18 protein-coding genes are annotated in these 16,981 nt (G+C 65.1%); 7 read left to right on the top strand and 11 right to left on the bottom strand.

All coding sequences use genetic code 11. From position 1 onward, the window contains the following. The first annotated feature begins 76 nt into the window (after positions 1-76). Positions 77-1,015 (top strand): nucleoside hydrolase, encoded by a 939-nt coding sequence (locus tag Q5701_RS12845; RefSeq protein WP_306751382.1) that lies wholly within the window; start codon positions 77-79, stop codon positions 1,013-1,015. Position 1,016: 1 nt separating this feature from the next. Here Q5701_RS12845 and Q5701_RS12840 read toward each other — a convergent pair whose 3' ends face one another. The 8 genes from Q5701_RS12840 to pyrH form a co-directional block, all read right to left on the bottom strand. After that, the gene (locus Q5701_RS12840; RefSeq protein ID WP_306751380.1) at positions 1,017-1,652 is read right to left on the bottom strand and encodes an OmpH/Skp family outer membrane protein; all 636 of its coding nucleotides are present in this window, start codon (positions 1,650-1,652) and stop codon (positions 1,017-1,019) included. Further along, a complete protein-coding gene (bamA, locus tag Q5701_RS12835; RefSeq protein WP_306751379.1) occupies positions 1,652-3,952 on the bottom strand; it encodes an outer membrane protein assembly factor BamA in 2,301 nt (766 codons plus the stop codon). The genes Q5701_RS12840 and bamA overlap by 1 nt, the downstream gene beginning before the upstream one ends. 105 nt (positions 3,953-4,057) lie before the next feature. Next, a complete protein-coding gene (gene rseP / locus Q5701_RS12830; RefSeq protein WP_306751378.1) occupies positions 4,058-5,389 on the bottom strand; it encodes an RIP metalloprotease RseP in 1,332 nt (443 codons plus the stop codon). Continuing rightward, complete coding sequence (dxr, locus tag Q5701_RS12825; protein ID WP_306751377.1) at positions 5,386-6,543, bottom strand: 1-deoxy-D-xylulose-5-phosphate reductoisomerase; 1,158 nt, start codon at positions 6,541-6,543, stop codon at positions 5,386-5,388. The genes rseP and dxr overlap by 4 nt, the downstream gene beginning before the upstream one ends. A gap of 3 nt (positions 6,544-6,546) precedes the next feature. Then, positions 6,547-7,392, bottom strand: a complete 846-nt coding sequence (locus Q5701_RS12820; RefSeq protein WP_306751376.1) for a phosphatidate cytidylyltransferase — start codon at positions 7,390-7,392, stop codon at positions 6,547-6,549. Beyond that, positions 7,389-8,123, bottom strand: a complete 735-nt coding sequence (gene uppS, locus Q5701_RS12815; RefSeq protein ID WP_306751374.1) for a polyprenyl diphosphate synthase — start codon at positions 8,121-8,123, stop codon at positions 7,389-7,391. Before uppS ends, Q5701_RS12820 begins: the two co-directional genes overlap by 4 nt. 9 nt (positions 8,124-8,132) lie before the next feature. Continuing rightward, positions 8,133-8,696 carry a ribosome recycling factor gene (frr, locus tag Q5701_RS12810; RefSeq protein ID WP_306751372.1) on the bottom strand — a complete coding sequence of 188 codons (564 nt, stop codon included), beginning with the start codon at positions 8,694-8,696 and terminating at the stop codon, positions 8,133-8,135. 116 nt (positions 8,697-8,812) lie between these two features. Continuing rightward, complete coding sequence (gene pyrH / locus Q5701_RS12805; RefSeq protein ID WP_234855497.1) at positions 8,813-9,547, bottom strand: UMP kinase; 735 nt, start codon at positions 9,545-9,547, stop codon at positions 8,813-8,815. Positions 9,548-9,667: 120 nt separating this feature from the next. Between pyrH and miaA the strand changes: the two genes are divergently transcribed. Both miaA and Q5701_RS12795 read left to right on the top strand, forming a co-directional pair. Next, positions 9,668-10,528, top strand: coding sequence for a tRNA (adenosine(37)-N6)-dimethylallyltransferase MiaA (miaA, locus tag Q5701_RS12800; protein WP_306755408.1), 861 nt, complete (start codon positions 9,668-9,670; stop codon positions 10,526-10,528). A 258-nt stretch (positions 10,529-10,786) separates the two neighbouring features. Then, positions 10,787-11,227, top strand: coding sequence for a helix-turn-helix transcriptional regulator (locus Q5701_RS12795; protein ID WP_306751371.1), 441 nt, complete (start codon positions 10,787-10,789; stop codon positions 11,225-11,227). On the opposite strand, the gene Q5701_RS12790 is transcribed toward Q5701_RS12795, so the two are convergent. Continuing rightward, the gene (locus Q5701_RS12790) at positions 11,215-11,976 is read right to left on the bottom strand and encodes an RlmE family RNA methyltransferase (RefSeq protein WP_234855768.1); all 762 of its coding nucleotides are present in this window, start codon (positions 11,974-11,976) and stop codon (positions 11,215-11,217) included. The genes Q5701_RS12795 and Q5701_RS12790 overlap by 13 nt on opposite strands. After that, entirely contained in the window at positions 11,976-13,097 is a 1,122-nt protein-coding gene (locus tag Q5701_RS12785; RefSeq protein WP_234855494.1) for a Ppx/GppA phosphatase family protein, read from the bottom strand. Before Q5701_RS12785 ends, Q5701_RS12790 begins: the two co-directional genes overlap by 1 nt. 135 nt (positions 13,098-13,232) lie before the next feature. Here Q5701_RS12785 and Q5701_RS12780 point away from each other — a divergent pair, with 135 nt between their 5' ends. The 4 genes from Q5701_RS12780 (at position 13,233) to gnd (ending at position 16,673) form a co-directional block, all read left to right on the top strand. After that, positions 13,233-13,910, top strand: a complete 678-nt coding sequence (locus tag Q5701_RS12780; RefSeq protein WP_306751370.1) for an MOSC domain-containing protein — start codon at positions 13,233-13,235, stop codon at positions 13,908-13,910. Next, a complete protein-coding gene (pdxY, locus tag Q5701_RS12775) occupies positions 13,907-14,743 on the top strand; it encodes a pyridoxal kinase (protein WP_306751369.1) in 837 nt (278 codons plus the stop codon). Before Q5701_RS12780 ends, pdxY begins: the two co-directional genes overlap by 4 nt. 10 nt (positions 14,744-14,753) lie before the next feature. Next, a complete protein-coding gene (locus Q5701_RS12770) occupies positions 14,754-15,182 on the top strand; it encodes a PaaI family thioesterase (RefSeq protein WP_373568552.1) in 429 nt (142 codons plus the stop codon). Between the two features lie 90 nt (positions 15,183-15,272). After that, positions 15,273-16,673: an NADP-dependent phosphogluconate dehydrogenase gene (gnd, locus tag Q5701_RS12765; RefSeq protein ID WP_306751368.1), complete on the top strand. Its 1,401-nt coding sequence runs from the start codon at positions 15,273-15,275 to the stop codon at positions 16,671-16,673. 47 nt (positions 16,674-16,720) lie between these two features. On the opposite strand, the gene Q5701_RS12760 is transcribed toward gnd, so the two are convergent. Further along, positions 16,721-16,978 carry a PepSY domain-containing protein gene (locus Q5701_RS12760; RefSeq protein ID WP_306751367.1) on the bottom strand — a complete coding sequence of 86 codons (258 nt, stop codon included), beginning with the start codon at positions 16,976-16,978 and terminating at the stop codon, positions 16,721-16,723. Positions 16,979-16,981: the final 3 nt, after the last annotated feature.

Raw genomic sequence — 16,981 nt, 5'->3', positions numbered from 1 at the left:
ATGGATCCCCGAACCAAGGGGGCTTGCGCCGCCGGAACTTCCCTTTCACAACAACGCGACAGTTCAAGAGGTTCGCATGACGCGCAAGATCATCATCGACACGGATCCCGGCCAGGACGATGCCGTCGCGATCCTGCTGGCGCTTGCCAGTCCCGAACTTGAGGTGCTGGGCCTGACCGCCGTTGCGGGCAATGTGCCGCTGGCGCTGACCGAACTGAACGCGCGCAAGATCGTCGAACTGGCGGGTCGGCCCGACATTCCGGTCTTCCCGGGTTGCGATCGCCCCCTGGTGCGTCCGCTGATCACGGCGGAACACGTCCATGGAAAATCCGGTCTGGACGGGACCGAACTGCCCACGCCCTCGGTTGCCCTGCAATCGCAGCACGGCGTCGATTTCATCATCGACACACTGCGGCGCGAACCGGCAGGCACGGTGACGCTGGTGCCCATCGGGCCGCTGACCAATATCGCCCAGGCATTCCGCCGCGCGCCCGACATCATTGGCCGGGTCCAGGAAATCGTGCTGATGGGTGGCGCCTATTTCGAGGTGGGCAACATCACCCCGGCCGCCGAATTCAACATCTTCGTGGATCCCGAAGCCGCGGCCGAGGTTTTCGCGGCAGGCGCGCCCCTGGTGGTGATGCCCCTGGATGCCACGCACGAGGCGGTGACATCGCGCGACTGGATCGATCGGATGCGCGCCCTGCCCGGCCGCTGCGGTCCCGCCATTGCCAGCTGGACCGATTTCTTCGAACGCTTCGACAAGGAAAAATATGGCAGCGAAGGGGCGCCGCTGCACGATCCCTGCACCATCGCCTGGCTGCTGCGCCCCGATTTGTTCACCGGACGCCACATCAATGTGGAAATCGAGACGGCAGGCCAGTTCACCACCGGCATGACGGTTGCCGACTGGTGGCGCGTGAGCGACCGCCCGGCAAATGCGAACTTCATCCGCCACGTGGACCGGGACGCGCTGTTCACGATGCTGGCCGACCGCCTGGCTCGCCTGCCCTGACCTATTTCCCGTCCAGATCCGGCATCGGGACGGTTCCCGACCCGTCGCCCGGATTTTCGTTCAGGCGCACCACCAGGGCCTGCGTCATGTCGATGGCATCCATGGACACAAAGACCGTGCGCCGGTCCAGAACCGCCACGGCGCCACGTTCCTGCATCATTTCGCCCATCTGGGGCAGCGCGGCTCGATAAAAGGCGGCACGGTCAGCCTCGGCCCAGGCGTTCAGGTCCTGGACAACCTGCGCACGTTGGCGGCGGACCTCGGTCGCACGGGTATCGAAAGCTTCGGCCAGCCGGCGGAACTCGGCCGGATCCAGGGTGCCGCGCTGTTCGGTCAGGGTCGTTTCCTCGGTGGAAAGCTGGGCTGCCAGACGCTCGTTTTCGGCCTCGATCTTGCCGCCTTCCTCGTCCAGAACACGCTGCGTGCGCTTGCCCCACTCGGACAAGGTAAACAGCCGATCCTGATCCACGGTCAGGATCGGCGAGCCTGCCACGGGTGCGGCGTCGTCAGGCGTCTGGATTGTGCGAGATGGCAGTTCCGGCGGAACCGGAACGACATCGCTTGGGGTCTGCTGCGCTTGGCCCTGCCCCGGCAGGACCAACAGCGCGCAGACCGCAAGCCGCCGCAACAGCACCATCAGAACCGCGTCGAGATGGTCAGGTCGAAGTTCTGCTCCTCGTCATAGTCTTCCTGCTTGACCGCTTTCGAGAAGTTGAACCGCAGCGGGCCGATGGGCGTGGTCCAGAAGATCGAAGCCCCGACCGATGCGCGGATGTTCATTGAATCATCCACTATGAAGCCGTTTGTGCCGACCGTCTCGTCCAGCCCCCAGATCGAGCCGACATCGGCGAATAGGCCGCCGGAAATGCCGTATTCTTCCGGCAATCCCACAGGGAATTGTGCTTCGGTGCGGATCGCCCAGAAATAGTTGCCGCCCAGGCCGTCCTCGTTCTCGGCTGCAAGATCGCGGGGGCCAAGGCCGTTGGGTTCAAAGCCTCGGATTCGGGTGCCGTTGCGATAACGGTCCAGAATCCAGGTGGAATAGTCGCTATAGGAATAGATCGCGCCAACCTCGAACTCGGCGCGCAGGGTCACTTCTTCGCGCCAGGCGTTGCTTTCCACCCCGGCAAGCGCCGAGGTCGTCACGCTTTTCGTGTCCCCGCCAAGACCCGCGAAATCCTGAGAGAAACGCAGCTTGTAGCTGGTCAGCGGATCCAGCCCGGTGATGCGCGTGTCCCACAGATAGCTGTAGCCAAGCGCCGAGGTGACGCGCTGCCCTTCCTCGGCCTGGAGCAGTTCGGAACTGTCTTCCTCGACCCCGCCCAAGGTTTCCTTGGACAGGCGATAGCGCAGTTCCAGACGCCCATTCTCAGAGACCGGAAACTCGATGGACGGGCGAACCCCTACCGACCGCGTGTTATAGTCCGAATTCAGGCTTTCGGTGACATTGTAATAGGTGTTGAAGCCAAACCGAAGGTCGCGGCCCAGGAAATACGGCTCGATAAAGGTCAGGGACGAAGACTGGTCGCCATCGGCGGTCGAGATCGACAGGCCGACCGTCTGGCCCCGTCCCAGGAAATTGTTTTCCTGCAAGGACGCGTTCAGGCCCACGCCCGAGGCCACGCCATAGGACGCGCCAAAGGACAGCGATCCGGTCGGTTGCTCCTCGACATTCACATCGACGATCACCTGTTCGTCGCTGCTGCCGGGGCGGCTTTCGACCTGGGCGTCGCTGAAATAGCCAAGCGCGCGGATGCGTTCGGCGGCATTGCGGATTTCGCGCGGGCTGAAAGGGTCGCCCTCGACCGTGTTGAACTGGCGGCGGATCACCTGGTCCAGCGTGGTCGTGTTGCCCTCGATGTCGATGCGTTCGACGAAGACGCGCGGGCCGCGGGTGATGGCGAATGTCAGATCCAGCGTCTGGTTCTGCGGATTGCGCGTCACCCGGGGTTCGATGTTGACGAAGTTCAGACCCTGCTGGATCGCGATGGTCTCCATCCGCCGGATGGTGTTGTCGATGGCGGCGGGGTTGTACACATCGCCCCGGCCCACCCGGTTCTGCGCGGCAAAGGCCCCTGCATCGACGCCCGGGATCTCGGACACGGTGTTGACCTGGGCAAAGCGGTAACGCGGGCCTTCCTGAATGTTGAAGGTGATGTAGAAGGCGTCGCGTTCGCGCGCCAGTTCAGGCGCAACCGCCTGAACCCGGAAGTCCGCATAACCGCGAGAACGATAGAAATCGGTCAGTAGCTGTTCATCCAGTTGCAGCCGTTCCGGCGCGAACGTGTCGCGGCGGATAAAGGTGCGCAGGATACCCGCCTGCTTGGTATCCAGCACGTTGCGCAGACGGCGGTCGCTGAAGGCGCGGTTGCCGGTAAAGCCGATGCGCTCGATTTCAGTGACGTTGCCTTCGCGGACCTCGAAGACCAGATCGACACGGTTGTCGCTGCGGCGGATGATGCGCGGATCGACGCGGGAGGCCAGACGGCCCTGCGCGGCATAGGCCTGGGCGATGTTGTTGGCGTCCTGGATGGCCTGGCTGGGCTGATAAACCCGGCGGGACGCGCTTTGCACGATCTCGGCCAGTTGCTCGTCCTTGATGCGGCGGTTGCCCTCGAAGCTGATCTGGTTGATCGTCGGGTATTCGCTGACCCGGATCACCAGGACATTGCCCTGCGGCACGATCTCGACCGTTTCGAACAGGCCGGAATTCTGCAATCGCTGCAGGGCGTCGTTCAACTCGCCTGCCGAAACGTCCTGGCCGCGCGCGATATTGGCATAGGACAGCACGGTGGCCGGTTCGACCCGCGACGACCCTTCGATCCGCACGTCGTTGAAGACATAGGCCGCCGCTGCGCCGGGGATCAGCGCCGCAGGGGTCGCAATCGTCAAGGCCGTCACCAGGGCGACCGCGCCCCTGCCCAGTTTCCGTTTCATTGCTGCCCCTCTTGTCGTCAGCCTGCATTGGCGCTGCTTGCGGCGCCTTCTTTTGCGTCAAGCTTGTGCATCAAACCACCTGCCCTGTCAAAAGCGCATCGCGCCCTAGGGGCAGAAAAGATCGTTGCTGAGGCCGAAAATCATCAGCGACAGCACCGCCGCCATGCCGATGGCGGTCAGCAGATTCAGTGCCTTGTCCGAGGGCGGGCGGCCTGTGACGGCTTCCCAGGCATAAAACATCAGATGCCCGCCATCTAGGACGGGGATCGGCAACAGGTTCAGGAAACCGATGGCCGCCGACAGCACCGCGATCCACCACAGGAAATTGCCGCCACCCGCGCTTGCCGCCTGCCCGGTGCTTTCCGCAATGCTGATCGCGCCGCCAAGGTTGCAACTGTCGATCTGCCCCGAGATCATCGCCCACATCCCCGACAAGGATGACGTGATGATCCCCCAGGTCTGAAGCGTGCCCAGCCACAGCGATTCCAACGGCCCGGCGCTGCGGGTCGCAGGGGAAAAGAAGCTTTCGCCGCCCGTCACGCCGATCAGCCAGCGACGTTCATAGCCGCCAGCCTCGGCGGGCAGATCCTGCATCTTCGGGACCAGGGTATAGTCGGCGATGCCCGTGCCCGGACGCCAGACTTGCAGGACCAGGGGCTGCCCCTCGGCCGCCTCGACGGCCTGGCGCATCTGGGTAAATCGGCTGACGGGCTGGCTGTCTATGGCCAGGACCACGTCCCCCGCTTGCAATCCGGCATCAGCCGCCGCGCTGCGGGGGGCGACCCCGCTGATCCGGGCCGGCATCGGGTCGGGGCCCCGTACCGTGACCTCGGCCCCGTCGCGCAGGACGTGCCAATCCTGATGGCTGGCGACGGGCAGCGTTTCCGCGACCCGGCCAATGTCGCGCCATGTCTCGACGGGCTGGCCGCCCAGCGCAAGGATCCGGTCGCCCGGCTGCAGGTCGTTGACGGTGCCGGGCGGTGCCTCGGCAATCGTGCCGACCTGCGGTTCCTCGGTCGGCAGACCCTGGAACAAGGCAAAGCCGCCAAAGATCAGGATCGACAGGACAAAGTTGAACACCGGCCCGGCCAGCAGGGTGGCAAACCGCGCCCACAGCGGCGCGCCGGTCAGCGTCTGCCGGCGCAGCGCCGGATCGACGGGCCGGCCCGTCCCCGCGCTGGCCGCATTGGCATCGCCCAGAAAACGGACATAGCCCCCTAGCGGGATCGCGGCCAACTGCCACAGCGTTCCCCGCCGGTCACGGCGCGAAAGAAGCCGTGGGCCGAACCCGACCGAGAAGACCTCGGCCCGGATGCCGGACAGCCTGCCCATATAGTAATGGCCAAATTCATGCACGGTGACGATCACCGCAAGGGCCACGAAGAACGCCGCCAGCGTCCACAGCGTGCCGCCGAATTGCGGAATCAGGTCACTCATGCGGCGGCTTCCTTGCGTGCTTCGCAGTCCCAATGAAGGACGGTTTCCAAATCGCCGGGATCATCGCCGAAGCCATCCCGACCGGACAGCCCCTGCAAGGTCATTTCCACGCGAGGTGCCATGGCCGTGAACCCGATCCGCCCGGCAATGAAATCGTCAAGCGCCTGTTCCTTGGCCGCGTTGAAGACCGCGCCCGCCATGCCGCCTGCCGCCATCACCTCTCGCGCGAGGCGAAGGGCGGGCCAGCGGGCCTCGTCGGGGGCGCGGAAGGTCAGGCTTCCAAGCGCCGCCAGATCCAAGGCCGCAACCGGCAAGGGCGCGCGATGGGGCCAGTGCAGCGCATAGCCGATGGCGTGGCGCATATCGGGGGCGCCCAGATGTGCGATGGTGCCCCCGTCCACGTGGCTGACCATGGCATGGATGATCGATTCAGGGTGGACCAGAACGGTGATCTGGTCGGGTCGCAGGCCGAAGAATTCCTTTGCCTCGATTACTTCCATCGCCTTGTTGAACATGGATGCGCTGTCGATGGTGATCCGCTGTCCCATGGCCCAGTTGGGATGCGTCGACGCCTCGGCCACGGTGGCCGCCGCCAGCCGTTCCAGCGGCCAGTCGCGAAAGGCACCGCCAGAGGCGGTAATGGTCACATCCTTGACGGATTCCAGCTTATCTGCCCCAAGCGCCTGAAAAATGGCGGAATGTTCTGAATCGACCGGCAGGATGCGGGCGCCGCTGACCTTGGCGGCACCACGCAACAGCGGCCCGGCACAGACCAGGGATTCCTTGTTGGCAAGCGCCAGAATGCGCCCTTGCGCAAGTGCGGTCAGTCCCGGCGCCAGCCCCGCCGCGCCCACGATCGCCGACAGCACCCAGTCCGCCGGGCGTGCTGCTGCCTCGACCATGGCCTGCGGCCCGGCTGCTGCCTGGACCCTGCTGCCCGTCAGGGCATCGCGCAGGTCGTCGAGCAGTTCGGGATGCGCGGTCACGGCCACCTCGGCCCGCAAATCCCGCGCCATCTGCGCCAGGCGGGGGATGTTGCGCCCGCCGGTCAGCGCGACCGTGTGATAGGCCTCTGGACCGCCCGCGCGACGGATCAGGTCCACGCCGTTCGCGCCCACGGACCCAGTGGCCCCGAAGATCGAAATCCGCCGCATCCGTCAGTTCACCGCCGGCAGCGCCGTCAACAACCCGATTAGCATCGTGGCCAGCACCGCCCCCGTCACCGCATCGAAGCGGTCCATGAAGCCGCCGTGGCCGGGGATCAGGTTGGAACTGTCCTTGACTCCCGCCCGCCGCTTCAGCCAGCTTTCGGCGATGTCGCCCATTTGCCCCGCAAGGCAGACAATGGGCGAACACCAGATCAACGAGACATCGCCGCGCCCTAGCCGCCACAGCAGCACGCCCAGCAAAAGGGCGCCGATCCACCCCGCTATGGTGCCCGACCATGTCTTCTTGGGGCTGAGCGACGGCCAGAACTTCGGCCCGCCGATCATCCGGCCAAAGAAATACCCCGCCGTGTCCGAGATGATCACGATCCCCATCAGCCACAGCACGAAGTTCAGCCCATAGGTTTCGCGGAATCCCACCAGCCCGTATGCCACCAGCATGATCGCCAGTCCGAAGATCGCATAGGTCCAGCGGTCCCGCGTCGCGGCGCCGGGCAGGCCCGCGACCAACGGAAACAGCAGCGCCAGGATGGCTGCAGGATGATCGAACATCTGCGCCACGAACTGCGACATGAAGGCGATGACGGCCAGGGCGAAAGGCCGCCAAGCCCCGAAGATGCCGGGATGCAGGCGCGGGTGCCGCCATCCCGTCATGGCCGCCAGTTCCCAAAAGGTCACCGCGGAAATCAACGCCATCGACAGCCGCAGCCCAATCCCCGTTGCCACCGCCAGCATGATGCCGATGCCCAGCAGCACCAGGGTCGAGGCGACGCGGCGCGACAGGTCTGCCCATTTGCCCGGCGGGGGCTTCAGCGCGCTGATGCGCCGCGCCTTCATACGCCGCCGAAACGCCGGTCGCGCATCCCGAAGCGGTCCAGGATCTGCGCAAGGTGGTCGGGCGTGAAATCGGGCCACAGCGTGGGGGTGAATTCATATTCGGCATAAGCCGCCTGCCAGGGCAGGAAGTTCGAGGTCCGCGTCTCGCCCGAGGTGCGGATCACAAGGTCGGGATCGGGATGGCCCGCCGTATCTAGGCAGGCGGCCAGGTCGGCCTCGACCGGATCGGCGATCTCGCCCCGGGCGATCTTCTGCGCCAGCCGAGCCGTGGCGCGGGTCAATTCGTCCCGTCCGCCGTAATTGATCGCCACCGTCAGGTTCAGGCGGCTGTTGCCCGCCGTCCGCGCCTCGATCGACGACATCAGGGCCTGCAACTTGTCGTCCAGCCGGTCTCGCCCGCCGATGAAACGCAGCCTTACGCCTTCAGCGGCCATGCCCTCGGCCTCATACTGGATATATCGGCGGAAGATCTTCATCAGGCCGAGGACTTCCTCGGTCGTCCGCTTCCAGTTTTCGGTCGAGAAGGCATAGATCGTCAGCCAGTTCACTCCCAGGTCGGGACAGGCGCGGACGATCTGCTTGACGCGCTCGGCCCCCCGCCTGTGGCCGACAAGGCGGGGCCAGCCCCGATCGGTGGCCCAACGGCCATTGCCGTCCATGATGATGGCGACGTGCCGGGGCCGCTGATCGACCCCGCCCGATATCAGCAGCGGTGCGGTTTCAGCGGCCATGGTCGTTCCTCAGACCTGCATGATTTCGGCTTGCTTGCCTTCAAGCGCCTGATCGATATTCGCGATCATCTTGTCGGTCAGCTCTTGCACGGCAGTTTCCCAGAATTTCTGGTCGTCCTCGGGCATCCCGATGGCCTTGCCCTTCTTGATCTGGTCCATGCCGTCGCGCCGTACGTTGCGGATCGCGACGCGGGCGCTTTCGGCATATTGGGCGGCGACCTTGGTCAGTTCGCGGCGGCGTTCCTCGTTCAGTTCGGGGATCGGCAGCATGATGATGGTGCCGTTCAACTGCGGGTTGATCCCCAGACCGGATTCACGGATGGCCTTTTCGACCTTGCCGACCATGCCCTTGTCCCAGACGTTGATCGTGACCATGCGCGGTTCGGGGACGTTGACGGTGCCCAGCTGGTTGATCGGCGTCATCTGGCCATAGGCGTCAACCTGCACGGGTTCCACCATGGATGCAGAGGCCCGGCCCGTGCGCAGGCTGGAAAATTCCTGGCGCAGGCTTTCCATCGCGCCTTTCATCCGCCGTTCCAGATCGTCGATGTCGATTTCGATATCCTCTGCCATGGGAACCGCCTTTGTATTGAATTTCGATTGCTTGTAACCACAGATGCAAACCTTGGCAAAGACTTTGCCCCGTCTTCGGGCAAGCCCTTGCCGGTCGGCATCGACCTGGAACGGACCTAGTTGTGCACCCGCGTATAGGTGCCCCGCCCTTCCAGGATACCGCGGAAGCCGCCCGGTTCGTCCAGCGAAAAGACGATGATGGGCAAACGGTTGTCCCGGGCAAGCGCGATTGCGGATGCGTCCATCACGCCCAGGTGCTTTTGCAGCACCTCGTCATAGCTGACATGGTCGTAACGCTTTGCGTCGCCGTGCTTTGCCGGATCCTTGTCGTAAACGCCATCGACCTTCGTGCCCTTGAAGATCGCCTCGCAGTTCATCTCGTTCGCGCGCAGGGTGGCGGCCGTATCGGTGGTGAAATACGGGTTTCCTGTTCCCGCCGCAAAGATCACGATGCGCTTTTTCTCCAGGTGCCGGATGGCGCGGCGGCGGATGTAGGGCTCGCACACCTCGTCCATTCGGATGGCGCTGATCACGCGGCAATGCAGGCCCTTGGCTTCCAGCGCGGATTGCATCGCAAGCGCGTTCATCACGGTTGCCAGCATCCCCATATAGTCGGCGGTCGTGCGTTCCATCCCCTGGGCGCTGCCTTGCAACCCGCGGAAGATATTGCCGCCGCCGATCACCATGCAGACCTCGACCCCCATCGCCTGGACCGATTCGACCTCGTTGGCGATGCGCGCGACGGTCGGGGGGTGCAGGCCATAGCCCTGATCGCCCATCAGCGCCTCGCCCGAGATTTTCAGCATTACCCTGCCGTATTGCGCGGGCGCGCCGCCCCCATGATCGTTCATGTCGATTCCTTCGTGTCAGCGCCGGTCGCTTTCATCGCGGCGCAAAATGTCGCAAAAGGCGGGCTTGTTCAACCGCCCGAAAGCCGAACAGCCGTGATCCGCCCGGACCAGATCGACCCCATGCGCCATCTGCTGATCGCAGGCCCGACGGCCAGCGGCAAGTCCGCATTGGCCTTGGCAGTCGCGCAAGCGCAGGGCGGGCTGATCGTGAATGCCGACGCATTGCAGGTCTGGTCCTGCTGGCGGGTGCTGACCGCACGTCCCTCGGCCGATGAGGAGGCGGCTGCCCCCCATGCGCTGTATGGCCATGTCGAACCGGGCACACCCTATTCCGTGGGCGACTGGCTGCGCGATGTCGCGGACCTGCGGGACCGCCGGCTGATCGTCGTGGGCGGCACCGGGCTGTATCTGACGGCGCTGACGCAGGGTCTTGCCCCTGTCCCGCCAACCCCTGCCGCGATCAGGGCCGAGGGCGACGCGCGGTTGGCGGCGGAAGGCGGCCTGGACCGGATGGTGGCCGACCTTGACCCGGCGACCCGCGCACGCATCGACACGCTGAACCCCGCCCGCGTCCAGCGCGCGTGGGAGGTTCTGACTGCGACCGGGCGGGGCCTCGCCGACTGGCAGGCCGACACTCCGCCGCCCCTCATCTCGCCTGCGGCTGCGCAACGCGTCCTGGTTACGGCGGACCGGGACTGGCTGGCCGACAGGATCGCACATCGCTTTCACCTGATGATGCAGCAGGGCGCAGTGGATGAGGTCCGGGCCATGCTGCCACGTTGGGATCCGGCACAACAATGGGCGCGGGCCATCGGGGCGCCGGATCTGGTCGCGTATCTGAGAGGAGAGATCGACCTGCCGTCTGCGGCGGAACGCGCCATCATCGCCACCCGGCAATATGCCAAAGCGCAGCGCATCTGGTTTCGGGGGCGGATGAAGGACTGGCAGGCATCCGCGGCAGATCCAGACACACGCGCATAGAGTGATTTCACATCTTATGGTTGAGTGCCGGTTAGTTTTCGGCAATAATCCGCTTATCTATTGTTGTGTCAGGCAGGTTTTATGTCGGCGTTCGAGCATTCCCGGTGGGATGGCTTTCCCTTCTCTCCCAGCCAGATTCGCACTGGACAGAAGGGGCCGGACCGCAGCGTAAACGCCCCCTTCATCCCTGACGCCCTGGTTCCTGTTGCCAATGATCCTGGGTCAGAGCCTGTCTTGCCCGCCCAGACCCCGGCTTCCATGCACCCCGCCCCGCACAAAGACCGTCCCGTCTGGGGCCACCAGGGGCCGCGCCTTTTGCTCCTGCACGACTTCACCTGGGACCACGATGCCATGCCGCGCCAGCCGCGTACCTGTCCCGATCACACGCTGATCGACCAGTTCCTGGCGCTTGCGGGACAGCGGCTTGGATCGAACGGGACGGTGGCCGAACTGGCTGCCGCACTGCACAGCACCACGGGCGCCCTGGACCAGGCATGCATGGTGGCGCGGGGCAAGCGGGCGGTGGAGGTGATCCACGATCTGAAACTGGAACGCGCGGCGGCTCTGCTGCGGGGCACCAACCGGCCCACGCTGCACATTGCCGCCGATCTGGGCTATTCCAGCCACGGGCATTTCATCCGCGCCTTTGTCGCGGCGACAGGACGGACGCCGGACAGGTTCCGCGCTCAGTCCTGCTGAACGTCCTGCCCGTCGTCCTGTTGCCCCCTGCCGCGAAAGCCGGTGGCGATCACGAACTTCTCTGATGAATCGCTGCGGCTGGCGGGCGGCTTGACGTTCGCGACCTTGTCGAAGTTGCGCTTGAGCAAGGCCTGCATTTCGGTTTCCGCCCCGCCTGCCAAGACCTTGGCCACGAAAGTTCCACCGGGTTCAAGGATGTCAAAGGCCAAGGCCGCCGCCGCCTCGACCAAGGCCACGATGCGCAGGTGGTCGGTGCCCTTGTGCCCCGATGACGATGCCGCCATGTCCGACATCACCACATCCGCGGGACCGCCCAGCCAATCCTTGACCTTTGCATCCGCGCCATCTTCCAGGAAATCCAACTGGTAAATCTCGGCCCCGGCGATCGGATCGACCTCTTGCAGATCGACTCCCAGAACCTTTCCGACCGCCTTGCCGGATTTTTCGCCAAGCGCATTGACGCGGCTGACGGCCACCTGGCACCAGCCGCCGGGCGCGCAGCCCAGATCGACGACCCGTGCGCCCGGGACCAGGAAACGATACTTGTCGTCCAGTTCGAGGATCTTGTAGGCCGCACGGCCCCGGTACCCTTCGCGCTTGGCCCGGACCACATAGGGGTCGTTCAACTGTCGTTCCAGCCACAGCTTGCTGGACAGCTTGCGCCCCTTGGCGGTCTTGACCCGCACCCGCAAATCGCGCGCGCCGCGTCCGCTGGATTTCCCCTCGCGGCTGCCTGGTGCCTTTGTCATCATGCCACTCCGTTCAATCCATCGGCTGCCAGCACCCCATCGCGCACCATCTGGGCGTAAAGCAACCCCTCGCGCAGTCCACGGTCCGCCACCGACAGCTTGCTGGTGGGCCAGATCCGCATCAGGGTTTGCAGGATTGCCGCCCCTGACATGATCAGCGCATGGCGTTCGCGCCCGATGCGGGGATCGGCGCGGCGCCCGTCGGGACCAAGCTGAAGATAGGAATGGATCACCCGGTCGATCTGGCCGCTGGTCATTTCCAGCCCATCCACTTTGGTCCGGTCGTAGCGGCGCAACCCCAGGAAACTGGCCGCAACGGTCGTGACCGTGCCGGACGTGCCGATGATCTGAAAGCCTTCGTCCGGGGATCCGTCGGCATAGGGGGTGAAACCGGACAGCATCTCCTCGAAATACCAGCTCATCAGGGCGAACCGGCCCTGGTCGTCCTCGACATCGGCAAACTGGTCGCGCAGGGTCGCCACGCCCAAAGGCACGCTGATCCAGTCCACCACGCGCGCACCGCCGGGCTGCGGATTGCCGAAGCCGTCCGACAGCCGCATGATCGCGCGGGGGCGTTCCTTGGGTTCCACGTCCTCCAGGTCGATCCAGACCAGTTCTGTCGATCCGCCGCCGATATCGACGACCATCAACGTTTCGGTCTTGTGGCTGACCAGCGGCGCGCAGGAAATCACCGCCAGCCTGGCTTCTTCCTCGGCCCCGATGGTTTCGATCTGCAGCCCGGTTTCGCGCCGGATCGTGCGCAAAAGATCGCGGCTGTTTCGCGCACGCCGGCAGGCCTCGGTCGCGACTAGGCGCATATTGCGCACGCGATGCTGTTCCAGCTTTCGCCGGCACACCTGCAATGCGTGAACCGTGCGCGCCATCGAGCTGCGGGACAGGCGTCCCGAAGCTTCCAGCCCCTGCCCAAGCTGCACCGGCTTGGAGAAGCTGTCGATGACCTGAAACTGACTGCCCTTCGGTCGGGCAATCAGCATCCGGCACGAGTTTGTACCGAGGTCGAGGGCAGCATAAAGCGCCCCCTCCTCGGGGTGTCGGGTGCCAGACGGCTCTACCGCAGTTTTCGGGAACGCGTCCGCACCCGCGGGACGCTTGGGCGTCATGACAACACGCCCTCCGATATCAAGTTGGATAAAACGTAACGCGCGCCCCCCGCACGATCAAGGGGCGGCGAAAGGACGATTGCTCCGGCTGGGTCAATCGGTTGATAAAGGCCGCAAGTTTGCACGCGGAATGCCATGACCCCCACCCTGCTGACCGGACCCATAGCCCCCCTGGCGGGGACATCCGCGACAAGCGCCATCGCCAAGGTTCCGGTGGCGGATCGTCTGTGGCTGGGGGCCGGAGGATTCGAGAGCGACGCGCAGGCCGACCGGCGCGTCCATGGCGGGCCGGAAAAAGCCGTGCACCACTATCCTTTCGACCATTACGCGGCGTGGCGTGCCGATCTTGGGGCGCTGCCCTTGCTGGACGCGCCGGGGGCGTTCGGCGAGAATATCTCGATCACCGGCATGACCGAGGACATGGTGGCCGTGGGCGATGTCTTTCGGCTGGGCGGCGCCTTGATGCAGGTGTCCCAGGGTCGCCAGCCCTGCTGGAAGCTGAACCATCGTTTCGGCGTCCCGGACATGGCTCGCCGGGTTCAGGATACCGGGCGGACGGGCTGGTATTATCGCGTGCTGGATCCCGGCATGGTCGCGCCGGGTGATGATCTGGTGCTGATTGACCGCCTTGCCCCGGAATGGACCCTGCACAGGCTGTGGCGGGCCATGTATGTGGACCGTTTGAACCGCACAGAACTGCAGGCCATCGCCGCCCTGGATGTCTTGGCCGAGGGGTGGCGGCGCTATGCCCAGCGTCGCCTGGACAGCGGCCGGGTCGAGGACTGGCGTCCCCGGCTGGAGGGCAAGGCATGATGCCGCCATTGGTCATGTCCATCCAAAGCCAGGTGGTCTTCGGCCATGTCGGAAACTCCGCCGCCGTGTTTCCCATGCAGGCCGCGGGGCTGGAGGTCGCGGCGATCCCGACCGTGCTGTTTTCCAACCAACCGGCCTATCCCACCCTGCGCGGCGCGCCCCTGCCGCCTGACCTGTTTGCCGACCTGCTGCGGGGGGCATGGGAACGGGGTTTGCCGCAGCGCGCGGCATGGCTGATGACGGGCTATATCGGCTCGGTCGAGGTCGGGCATCTTGTCGCGGATTTCGTGGCGCGCGCCAAGGCGGCCAATCCCGGTCTGCGCTATCTGTGCGACCCGGTGATGGGCGATCACGGGCCGGGGCTGTATGTGCCTGCCGAACTGGCAGAGGTCATCCGCGACGGCTTGCTGCCGCTGGCCGACCTGACGACGCCCAATTCCTTTGAACTGGGCCACTTGGCCGGGCGCGCGATCAGCGGAATGGCGGATCTGCAAGCCGCTGCCGCCGGTCTGCACTTGGCGACGGGGGCCACGCTGATCGCCACCGGCTGCGTGCTGGACGACAGTCCCGCCGATCATCTGGAAAGCGTGATCCTTGGACCCGGCGGCATGACGCGCCATCCGACCCGCCGGCTGGCCGTGGCCCTTCCCGGCACCGGCGACCTGTTCGCGGGGCTGATCGTTGCGGGCCTGGGCAAGGGCCGCAGCCTGTCCCAGGCCGTCGATGTGGCGCAAGACCTGACCTCGGTTGCGCTTGCCCGTGCAGGCCTCATCGGCGCACGCGAGGTGGTCTTGTCCGATCCCGATTTTCGTGCCGCCCTGCTGACCCTGTAACCCGGAGAAGATGATGGAGATTGGCAGCGAACTGCCCGACGCAACCCTGGACCGCATCCGCGACAGCTTTGCCCGGCAAGGGCTGATGTCCCTGCTGGGCGCGAAATTGGAGGAGGTAAAGGCGGGCGTGGTGACGATCCGCCTGCCCTTCCGCCCTGAGTTGACCCAACAGCACGGCTATTTCCACGCGGGCGGCACGGCGTCCATCGCGGATTCGGCAGGCGGATATGCGGGTTTCACGCTGTTTCCCGACGACAGTTCGGTCCTGACGGTGGAGTTCAAGCTGAACCTGATCAACCCCGCACAGGGCGAATACCTTGAAGCCGTAGGCCGCGTCGTCAAACCGGGGCGGACGCTGACGATCTGCCAGCTTGATGTCTGGGCGATCACCCCGGAACGGAAAATCCATGTCGCGACCGGACTTCAGACATTGATGTGAGTGCAGGGCAGGCCCGCCTGACCCTGCCGTGACAATCGCGGCCTGTTTGCGTAAACACCTGCGATATGCGGATTTGCGAAAGGATGCGGCATGGCGCAGGCTCGGATCGGACTGATCGGCTTGGGGACGATGGGCGCGGCATTGGCGCTGAACAACGCCGAGAAGGGGTTCCCCATCGCCGTCTGGAACCGCACGGCCGGTGTGGCGCGCAGCTTTGCCGCCGATGCCGGCGATCTGGCCAGCCGGATCCTGCCCGCCGAATCGCTGGCCGATCTGGTGGCGGCAATCACCCCGCCCCGCGCCATCATCCTGATGGTGCCCGCCGGTCAGCCCGTGGACGACCAGCTTGCCGCGCTTGCGCCTCTGCTGGATGCGGATGATCTGGTCATCGACGCGGGTAATGCCGATTTCCACGACACCAACCGCCGCAACGCCGCCGGCCTGCCCTTCCGCTTCCTTGGCATGGGCGTGTCGGGCGGAGAGGACGGCGCGCGCCATGGTCCCGCCATCATGGGCGGGGGCGATGCCGCCGACTGGGCGCGCGTGGCCGATGTGATGACCGCCATCGCCGCACGGGCCGAGGACGGCACCCCCTGCGCCGCGCGCATGGGCGATGCGGGCGCGGGGCATTTCGTGAAGATGGTCCATAACGGCATCGAATATGCCGATATGCAGATGATCGCCGAGGTTTACGGCCTGATGCGCGATGGCATGAACATGGACGCCGCCGCGATCAGCGGGGCCTTTGCCAACTGGAACAACGGCCTGCTCAAATCCTATCTGATCGAAATCTCGGCCAAGGTCACGGCTGCCGCCGATCCTCATACCGGTCGCCCGATGGTGGACGTGATCCTGGACCGCGCAGGTCAAAAGGGAACCGGCCGGTGGACCGCGATCGAGGCGCAGCACCTTTCTGCCCCCATTCCCGTGATCGAGGCTGCCGTGATGGCACGCAACCTGTCCGCCCGGCTTGAGGAACGGCTGGCGGGTCAGGCGCTGTTCGGACCTGCGCCCCAGCACTGCGACCTGCCGCCCGATGTCCTGGAACAGGCGCTGATTGCAGGCAAGATCCTGTGCTATGCCCAAGGCTTCGCAATGATCTCGGCCGCCTCCGGCCGGTTTGGCTGGATGCTCGATCTGCCCGAGATCGCACGGGTCTGGCGGGCGGGCTGCATCATCAGGTCGGCCATGCTGAACGACATGGCCGCCGCCTTGGCCCAGGATCCCGCACGCAACCTGATCATGGCGCCCTTCTTCGGGGGGTTGATCGACACCGCCATGCCTGCCCTGCGCCAAGTCGTGTCCCAAGCCGCCGCATCGGGCCATGCCCTGCCCGCGCTGGCGTCCGGCTTGATGTGGTTCGACCTGATGCGCACGGGGCGCGGCACCGCCAACCTGATCCAGGCACAACGCGATTTCTTTGGCGCGCACGGGTTTCAGCGGATCGACGGGCTGGACGACCCGCATGGTCCCTGGAACCGTCAGTCATGAGAGAAAAAGGGGGGGGGAGGACCGGATGCCCTCCCCCTTTCTGGCAATCAGCGTTCGCGAGTTTCGCCCGTCGCGGGATCCACGCGGATATCGACCTCGCGATTGTCGGTGGTTTGATATTCCACCTCCCAATATCCGTCGTCTTCCCAGGAAATTTCGGAAATATGGCCCAGATCGCTCAGATCGGTTTCCAGCTTGGCTACGACCTGCGACAAGGACATCGACCCTGCAGGAGGGGTTTGCTGCGCCATCAGGGCCGAAGGGGCCGCGATCAGTCCTGCCAGGGCAATCATGCGAATCGTCATGGG

The organism is Paracoccus actinidiae (genome assembly GCF_030863885.1).
In the GTDB taxonomy this organism is placed as follows: domain Bacteria; phylum Pseudomonadota; class Alphaproteobacteria; order Rhodobacterales; family Rhodobacteraceae; genus Paracoccus; species Paracoccus everestensis.
Note: the sequence above shows the minus strand (reverse complement) of the source record. Positions and strands in the feature narration are given on the sequence as shown.

Coding starts and splice junctions, on each gene's coding strand:
- Q5701_RS12845 (WP_306751382.1), top strand. CDS start 77: ATGACGCGCAAGATCATCATCGACACGGATCCCGGCCAGGACGATGCC.
- Q5701_RS12840 (WP_306751380.1), bottom strand. CDS start 1,652: ATGGTGCTGTTGCGGCGGCTTGCGGTCTGCGCGCTGTTGGTCCTGCCG.
- bamA (WP_306751379.1), bottom strand. CDS start 3,952: ATGAAACGGAAACTGGGCAGGGGCGCGGTCGCCCTGGTGACGGCCTTG.
- rseP (WP_306751378.1), bottom strand. CDS start 5,389: ATGAGTGACCTGATTCCGCAATTCGGCGGCACGCTGTGGACGCTGGCG.
- dxr (WP_306751377.1), bottom strand. CDS start 6,543: ATGCGGCGGATTTCGATCTTCGGGGCCACTGGGTCCGTGGGCGCGAAC.
- Q5701_RS12820 (WP_306751376.1), bottom strand. CDS start 7,392: ATGAAGGCGCGGCGCATCAGCGCGCTGAAGCCCCCGCCGGGCAAATGG.
- uppS (WP_306751374.1), bottom strand. CDS start 8,123: ATGGCCGCTGAAACCGCACCGCTGCTGATATCGGGCGGGGTCGATCAG.
- frr (WP_306751372.1), bottom strand. CDS start 8,696: ATGGCAGAGGATATCGAAATCGACATCGACGATCTGGAACGGCGGATG.
- pyrH (WP_234855497.1), bottom strand. CDS start 9,547: ATGAACGATCATGGGGGCGGCGCGCCCGCGCAATACGGCAGGGTAATG.
- miaA (WP_306755408.1), top strand. CDS start 9,668: ATGCGCCATCTGCTGATCGCAGGCCCGACGGCCAGCGGCAAGTCCGCA.
- Q5701_RS12795 (WP_306751371.1), top strand. CDS start 10,787: ATGCACCCCGCCCCGCACAAAGACCGTCCCGTCTGGGGCCACCAGGGG.
- Q5701_RS12790 (WP_234855768.1), bottom strand. CDS start 11,976: ATGACAAAGGCACCAGGCAGCCGCGAGGGGAAATCCAGCGGACGCGGC.
- Q5701_RS12785 (WP_234855494.1), bottom strand. CDS start 13,097: ATGACGCCCAAGCGTCCCGCGGGTGCGGACGCGTTCCCGAAAACTGCG.
- Q5701_RS12780 (WP_306751370.1), top strand. CDS start 13,233: ATGACCCCCACCCTGCTGACCGGACCCATAGCCCCCCTGGCGGGGACA.
- pdxY (WP_306751369.1), top strand. CDS start 13,907: ATGATGCCGCCATTGGTCATGTCCATCCAAAGCCAGGTGGTCTTCGGC.
- Q5701_RS12770 (WP_373568552.1), top strand. CDS start 14,754: ATGATGGAGATTGGCAGCGAACTGCCCGACGCAACCCTGGACCGCATC.
- gnd (WP_306751368.1), top strand. CDS start 15,273: ATGGCGCAGGCTCGGATCGGACTGATCGGCTTGGGGACGATGGGCGCG.
- Q5701_RS12760 (WP_306751367.1), bottom strand. CDS start 16,978: ATGACGATTCGCATGATTGCCCTGGCAGGACTGATCGCGGCCCCTTCG.